We start from the raw sequence: 7,152 nt of genomic DNA on the forward strand, positions 1-7,152 counted from the left end.
AAGCGGACCAGTTCCGCGGCGGGGATGGTGGTTCGGCCGAGGTCGAGGGTGCGGCGGGCCGCTACCCAGTCGATCAGGTGCTGCGGGGAGGTCAGGTCGGTGGTGAAGTGGAGGAGGTTGAGGTACCAGATATCGCGGCGGCCGTCCGGCTGCTCATACCAGCCATCAGGGCCGAGAGCTTCGGCGAAGCGGTCCATCAAGAGATCGGCCTGAGGATCGAGAGGGACCGCGCACGCCATCACGGTCCCTTTGGTGAGCGTCAGACCAGTGACCTGGATCTGGGCCGGTCCGGTGTCAGCGGCTGCGGTGTGGAGGGCACTGCGGTAGCGCTGGATGACAGGCTCCGACAGGTCGACCTCTTGGCGGTAGGTCTCCAGTGCGCGGACTGTGAGGTGAGCCGAGCCGGCTTTGCCTGTATGCCAATGACCGGGTCCAGCCACCGCGCCGGCCTCGATGGTGAGTTGGTCGAGGCGAAGGCCGAGGTCGCTGTCAGGTGGAGGGCGGAGTACGACGGCGACGGGCCAGCGGCCGCCTTCGGTGGGTGGTGAGTCGCGTTGATGCCGCTGGGCGGAGATCTGCGGCACGGCCTCGTCGAAGAGTTGGTCGAACTTGTTCGTTCGGACGTCGATGGTGTGCGCCTCCCGGTCCGGCGCCCGCTCTGCTCGGGCGCTCGATCCGGTACGACGCTCAGCGGGGTCCGGTGGTTCGTCGTCGTGACGGGATTCAGAAGGTGGGGTTGTTCGATTGAGAGGGGATCCCGTTGGTGGAGTGCTGGACCGGTTCAGTGTGCGGGCGGAAGGATGGTGGCATGACCTCACGTTTCGGGATTTTCGTACCTCAGGGCTGGAAGATGGACCTCGCCGGGATCGCCGATCCGGTCGAGCAGTGGGAGGCGATGACCGCGGTCGCGCAGCGGGCGGACGAGGGAAGTTGGGACTCGATCTGGCTGTTCGACCACTTCCACACCGTGCCGGAGCCGAGCACGGAGAGCACCTTCGAGTGCTGGACCGCCACCGCGGCGCTGGCCCGCGACACCAAGCGGGTGAACATCGGCCAGATGGTCGGCTGCAACGGCTACCGCAACCCCGCGCTCTACGCGAAGATCGCCTCCACCGTGGACGTGGCCAGCCACGGCCGCCTGTACGCCGGGATCGGCGCGGGGTGGTACGAGCACGAGTGGAAGGCCTACGGCTACGAGTGGCCCGAACTGAAGGACCGGATGGGCGCGTTCCGGGAGGCCACCGAGATCATCTACAAGATGTGGACCGAGAACGAGCCGGTCTACCAGGGCAAGCACTACTCGATCGACAAGCCGATCAACGAGCCGAAGGGTGTCCGCAAGCCGCACCCGAGCTTCTGGATCGGCGGCGGTGGCCCCAAGGTCACGCTGAAGCTGGTCGCGCAGTACGGCGACGCGGCGAACATCGGCGGCGGCAACCCCGCGGTGATCAAGGAGAAGGCGGCCATCCTCAAGGCCCACTGTGACGAGCTCGGCCGCGACTACGACGAGATCATCAAGTCGACCGGGATCAACGCGTTCCCGATCGACAAGGGTGACGACCCGCAGAAGGCGACCGCGAAGGCGCTCGGCCCGATGAACTGGGAGAAGTTCGCCGGCGACAACCTGATCGCGACCGAGGACGAGATCGCGGACAAGGTGGAGGCCGCGCTCGAGGCCGGCGCGAACTACGTCATCTTCTATGTGCCGGGCGTCGCCTACGACCTCGACCTGGTCGACCGGATCGAGCAGGTCGCCAAGCGTTTCGCCTGATGCTTGTACTGCCTGCCGGTTGGCAGGATCTGGTCATGGCGGGTCTGCGCCAGCGTTATTGATGGACTGTGGCTGGAGGCAACTGCGAGGCTCGCAGGAATGACCTCACGTCGGGTGGGGGCATCAGTGAAGGGCCCCCTGTGCGACCGCCACGCCTTGCTGTCACCTTGACCTCCGCTCTGACGGTCGGCGCCCTGCTGGCGTCGGCCGTCACAGCTGCCCACGCTGTGGTTCCACCTACTGGTGGGTCCGGTACTCCGGGCCCGGCCGCGCAGCCGACTCCGGGCGCGAGTACGCACCGGATCACCTTGATCACCGGTGACGTCGCCGAAATCACCACGACCGCCGACGGCAAGCGGTCCGCGCATCTGGTGGGTGGTGGCAACTACTACCTCGGCGACTTCGAGGACGAGCTCACCCTGGTCCCGATCGAGGCCTACCCGATGCTGGTCGAGGGCCGGCTGGACGACCGGCTGTTCAATCTGACCCAGTTGGTTGCCCAGGGCTACGACGACGCGAAGATGGCGAACCTGCCCTTGATGCTCACGGCGCCGGCCACCTCACGCAGCGCGCCTCAGACCCCCGAGGCGGCGACCAGGCGGCTGACCCTGGCGAGTGTCGGCACCACCGCGGTGACGGTGGACAAGACCCAGGCCAAGGACTTCTGGAACGGTGTCAAGAGCACCAAGACCCGCAGCGGCGTCAGTAAGATCTGGCTGGACGGCAGGACCTACGCGACGCTGGATCGCTCGACGAAACAGATCGGTGCCCCGACAGCCTGGAAGGCCGGGTACGACGGAGCCGGGGTCAAGGTGGCCGTACTGGACACCGGCTACGACGAGTTCCACCCGGACCTGAAGAAGCAGGTCGTCGGCTCGAAGAGCTTCGTCGACGGCGAGACCGTCCAGGACGGTCACGGTCACGGTACCCACACCGCGTCGACGGTCGCGGGCCTCGGCGCCGCGTCCGACGGCAAGCGCAAGGGGGTCGCTCCGGGGGCCGAGCTGCTGATCGCCAAGGTGCTGGGCGATGGCGGCAGCGGACTCGACTCGGGGATCATGGCCGGGATGGAGTGGGCGGTCGAGCAGGGCGCCAAGGTGGTCAGCATGAGCCTGGGCAGTCTGCCCTCGGACGGCACTGATCCGATGAGCCAGGCGGTCGACCGGTTGTCGGCTTCCAGCGATGCGCTCTTCGTGGTCGCCGCGGGCAACTCGGGCGAGGAGGAGACCGTCGGTGCGCCCGGGGCCGCCGCGGCCGCGTTGACGGTCGGCGCGATAGATCGTGACGACAAGCTGGCCTACTTCTCCAGCCGTGGACCGCGGCTGGGCGACGGCCTGCTGAAGCCCGAGGTGACAGCACCCGGTGTCGAGATCGCCGCTGCCCGTGCAGCCGGCACCAGCGCGGGCCGTGACCTCGACGAGTACTCCACGACGATGAGCGGTACTTCGATGGCCGCGCCGCACGTGGCCGGTGCCGCGGCGATCCTGGCGCAGAAGCACCCGGAGTGGACCGGGGAGGAACTGAAGGCCGCGCTCGTCGCCACTGCGGTCTCCGGCGAGGGCGCGACCGCGGCGCAGCAGGGACTAGGACGGATCGATATCCCGAAGGCCCTTGACCCCAAGATCCTCACCGACACGGCGAACCTGTCGCTCGGAGATCTGTCCTGGACGGGTGACGCACCCGCACCGGTGCGCCGTGAGATCGCCTATCGCAACAACTCGCGGTCGCCGGTCACCCTCGACCTGTCTGTCGACGTGAAGTCACCGGGTGGCGTCCGCCCGACGCTGAAGGTCAGCCCGGCGAAGCTGAGGATCGCCCCGGGCGCCAGCGCGTCGGCCTCGGTGACGCTGGACCTGGCGAAGACCGAGTCGGCGAAGTACGCCGGTGCGGTGATCGCCCGGGCCGGCGGCACGGCGTACCGGGTGGGACTCGGGTTCGCTGCCGGTGGCCGGTTGAACCAGGTGACGGTGAAGGGCATCGGCCGGGACGGCTTGCCCGATGCTCCCGTCGGCACGGAGTACGGCGGCGTGCAGCTGTGGAACCACAACACCGGACGCCCGCAGAATGTCAGATTCGACGGGTCCGGCAGCCGCACCCTGGCAGTACCGACCGGGCGCTACAGCGTGATGGCCTACGTGATGGGCAGCGACGTCACGGGGAGGACCAACGAGGTCACACTGCTTGGCGATCCGGACGAGCTGATCAGCACGGATCGCACCTTCGTCTTCGACGCCCGCAAGGCGAACAAGGTGACGGTCAGAACCCCGCGGGAGACGGTGGCGAACAACATCACGCTCGCCTGGCATCGCAAAGTCGGAGCCCGGGCCGCTGTATCGGGCTTCACCCTCGATCGAGAGGTCACCGGCGGCATCTACGTGCAGGACTTCGGCAAGGTGACCAATGGGACCTTCCAGGTTGTCCAGCGCTGGGATCTGGAACAGCCGATGCTGACCGTCGACGTGCTCGGCGCAGGCGGCTTCAGGTTGCCGCCACCCGATCCTGGAAACATCCGGACCCCCTTCGTGGGCACGGAGGAGCTTCGGCTCTTCAACGGTGGCGACGGCACCGCCGCGGAGCTGAAGGGCGCCGAGGGCGAGATCGCCCTGATCCGCTATCTCGACTATTTCTCAGTCAACGCGCAGGTCCAGGCGGCCAAGGACGCGGGCGCCAGGGCGGTCTTCATGTACAACGACCAACCGGGTTTCTGGAACACCAGTACCGAGAGCGGCATCCCGTTCTACCTGCTACGCCAGCCGGAGGGAATGAAGCTGCTCGACCTGCTGACCAAGCGCGACGTCACGCTGCGGCTCGCCGGTCTGCAGGGCCCCACCTACCGCTATGAGCTGGCCGCGGGGCCGTCGGTGATCCGCGGCCCGCAGGTCTACGACTTCGCCAAGCTGCGGCCCGCCGCGGTGACGACCGACTTCCACCAGGTCGACGCCTGGAACCTGCATGAGGAATGGCTCTCGGCCCACCTTCCGGGGATCTCCACCGCCTGGGTCTCCGGCCGGTACATTCCTGGCTCGGTGACCCGGACCGACTACCTGGCCAGCGATGTGCCGGGAGCCCAGTGGTCGACCAAGCGCGTGGCCGGCGAATGGAACTTCACCGGAGTCTCCAACAGTGTCCCGCGCGGCTACCGGCCGAACGAGAAGGTCACCGGCGATTGGTGGGAGGCGATCTCCCGTCCGGCCGTTCCGCCGGTCGCCGGCGGCGAGGCTGACGGGATGCCGGTGGCCCGGTTCGAGAACGCGATCCGGGTGGCGATCCCGCAGTACGTGAACGGCGATCGCACTGGGTACGGCTGGGCTGACGGGGGTGACACGACCTCGATCGCGCTGAGCAGCAACGGTAAGCAGTACGGGAGCAAGAACTGGTCGGTCGCGCAGTTCCCGGTGCCGAAGCACGATGCCTGGTACGACCTCACGCTGGACGTGAAGCGGGCTGACAACAGTTGGGCGAAGACGTCGACGGCGACGCGGACCGCCTGGCGGTTCAAGTCCGGTCCGACCAAGACGCGGGCGGTGCTGCCGTTGGTCCAGGTGGACTATGCGTTGAGCACCGGCGCCGACAACGCCGTACCGGCCCGGGGTGGCACTTGGCTTGGGCTCAAGCCTGGCTACCAGCCGGGAGCCAGCGGTCCGGGACGGTTCCAGACCACGGCGGAAATCTCGTACGACGGGCAGTCGTGGCAGAGACTGCGTCTGCAGCAGAGTGGCCCGGGGAGCGAGCTCGGCGTCAAGCTGCCGGCGGCCCCGACCGGCGCCAAGGCCGTCAACCTCCGGGTCACCGTGGCGGACAAGGCGGGCAACGAGATCACCCAGACGATCGAGAAGGCCTGGCTGCTGAACTGACCGGCCATCGAGAAGGTCTCGGCCGCCGACAAAGTGAGGAATTCTCAAGTAAGCGCTTGACCATGAAGAGGGCGACGCCACGAAGCCGGGGGGAGGGGCTCCGTGGCGTCGCCAGCGACGCGCCAAGGGAGGGGTGGGGGCAGGCGCGCCGGTCTGTGGGGCTCAGTTCCCGAGGATTCCTCCTCCTAGGAGACCGAGCAGACCCAGCAGCGAGAGCAGATTGCGGATCACCTGGTCGACCGCGGCGGTGCCACCGGTCTGGAAGGCGGTCACGCACTTCTGCAGTTGAGCCTGGGTCGGGTTCGTGATGGTCACCTTCGACATCTCGGACTGACAGTACTGCGCGGCCTTGGTCAGCTCGGTCAGCGTGCTACCGACTGTGCCCACCACCAGGCCGGCCGCGGTCTGCAGCGTCGCCACACCTGGTTGGGCCGGCGTCGAGGGCGGGGTGCTGGGCTTGCCTGTCGGCGGCTTGCTCGTCCCGGGCTTGCTGGTGCCAGGCTTGCTCGGGGTCGGCGTGCTGCCTGGCTTCTTGGTCGGGTCGCCGCCCGGCTTGGTGGTGCCTTCCGTGGTGCCCGGGGTCGGCTTCACCAGGCCCGGGTAGATCGGCAGGTCGATCGCCTGCGGCAGGTTGTCGTCCGCCGGGGCGTCGATGGTCGGGTCGTCGATCCCGCCGTCGGCCCGCTCGATGCCCTGCCCGTCGCTCTCGGTCCCGTTGCCGACCGCGATCCAGCTACCACCCGCGTACGCCTTGGCGATGCTGAGCACCAGGTCGACGTACTGCTGGGAGTGGTTGTACCGAAGGACGGCCTGGTTCAGGTCGCCGGCCTTGGTCAGGTCGGCGGTGCCCGAGCACAGGTAGACGCCGGTCGACATCGCCGCGTCGTCGATGTCCTGCGGGTTCCTGACGCCGTCGCCGTCACCGTCGACACCCATCGAACGCCAGGTGCCGGGGATGAACTGCATCGGTCCGACGGCCCGGTCGAAGGCCGAGTCGCCGTCGAACTTGCCCGCGTCCGTGTCGCTGATCCGCGCCGTGCTCACGCCGTCGAGCCGCGGGCCGTAGATGCCCGGCGTCGCCACGCCGCTGGTGGTCAGCGAGTTCCCGCCGAAGCGGCCGTGGTTGGACTCGACCCGGCCGATCGCGGCCACCAGGGTCCAGGGCAGCCGGCAGACCGGGTCGACCTGGGCCAACACCTGCTGGGCCCGCGAGTACGCCTTCAGTGCCGCGGTCGGGATGCCGTTGCGGGACAGTCCGGAGATCACCTGCGTCGGCTGCTCCCCGGGGTCCACGCCGTTGCCGACGCTGCCGGGAACCGGCACGTTCGCCGGGTCCGCGAACGGCTGTTTCGGTACCACCACGGGGTTGTTGACAACCCCCCGATCCAGCGCCGCGGTCGCGACGGCCGGATCATCCGTGGCACTGACGGTGAATGCGCTCGCGAACAACGCCAGCGGAACGAGCGGCGCCACCTGACGCCACCCGCCACTCGTGGCGCGACGCTTGCCCTTCGCCATCGATGATCC

4 protein-coding genes are annotated in these 7,152 nt (G+C 68.2%); 2 read left to right on the forward strand and 2 right to left on the reverse strand.

Annotation, left to right across the window (positions count from 1 at the left end; genetic code table 11):
- Positions 1 to 584 (reverse strand): hypothetical protein (locus VFG33_RS30970; protein ID WP_325056530.1); only part of this gene is annotated, 584 nt, incomplete at its 3' end.
- Between the two features lie 224 nt (positions 585 to 808).
- Between VFG33_RS30970 and VFG33_RS30975 the strand changes: the two genes are divergently transcribed.
- Positions 809 to 1,771 (forward strand): TIGR03560 family F420-dependent LLM class oxidoreductase, encoded by a 963-nt coding sequence (locus tag VFG33_RS30975; protein WP_325056531.1) that lies wholly within the window; start codon positions 809 to 811, stop codon positions 1,769 to 1,771.
- A 167-nt stretch (positions 1,772 to 1,938) separates the two neighbouring features.
- Positions 1,939 to 5,625 carry a S8 family serine peptidase gene (locus VFG33_RS30980; RefSeq protein WP_325056532.1) on the forward strand — a complete coding sequence of 1,229 codons (3,687 nt, stop codon included), beginning with the start codon at positions 1,939 to 1,941 and terminating at the stop codon, positions 5,623 to 5,625.
- Positions 5,626 to 5,787: 162 nt separating this feature from the next.
- Here the strand turns inward: VFG33_RS30980 and VFG33_RS30985 are convergent.
- The coding region (locus tag VFG33_RS30985) for a lytic transglycosylase domain-containing protein (RefSeq protein WP_325056533.1) at positions 5,788 to 7,152 on the reverse strand (1,365 nt) is incomplete at its 5' end.

This window comes from Kribbella sp. (assembly GCF_035687465.1).
Lineage (GTDB): Bacteria > Actinomycetota > Actinomycetes > Propionibacteriales > Kribbellaceae > Kribbella.

Coding starts and splice junctions, on each gene's coding strand:
- VFG33_RS30975 (WP_325056531.1), top strand. CDS start 809: ATGACCTCACGTTTCGGGATTTTCGTACCTCAGGGCTGGAAGATGGAC.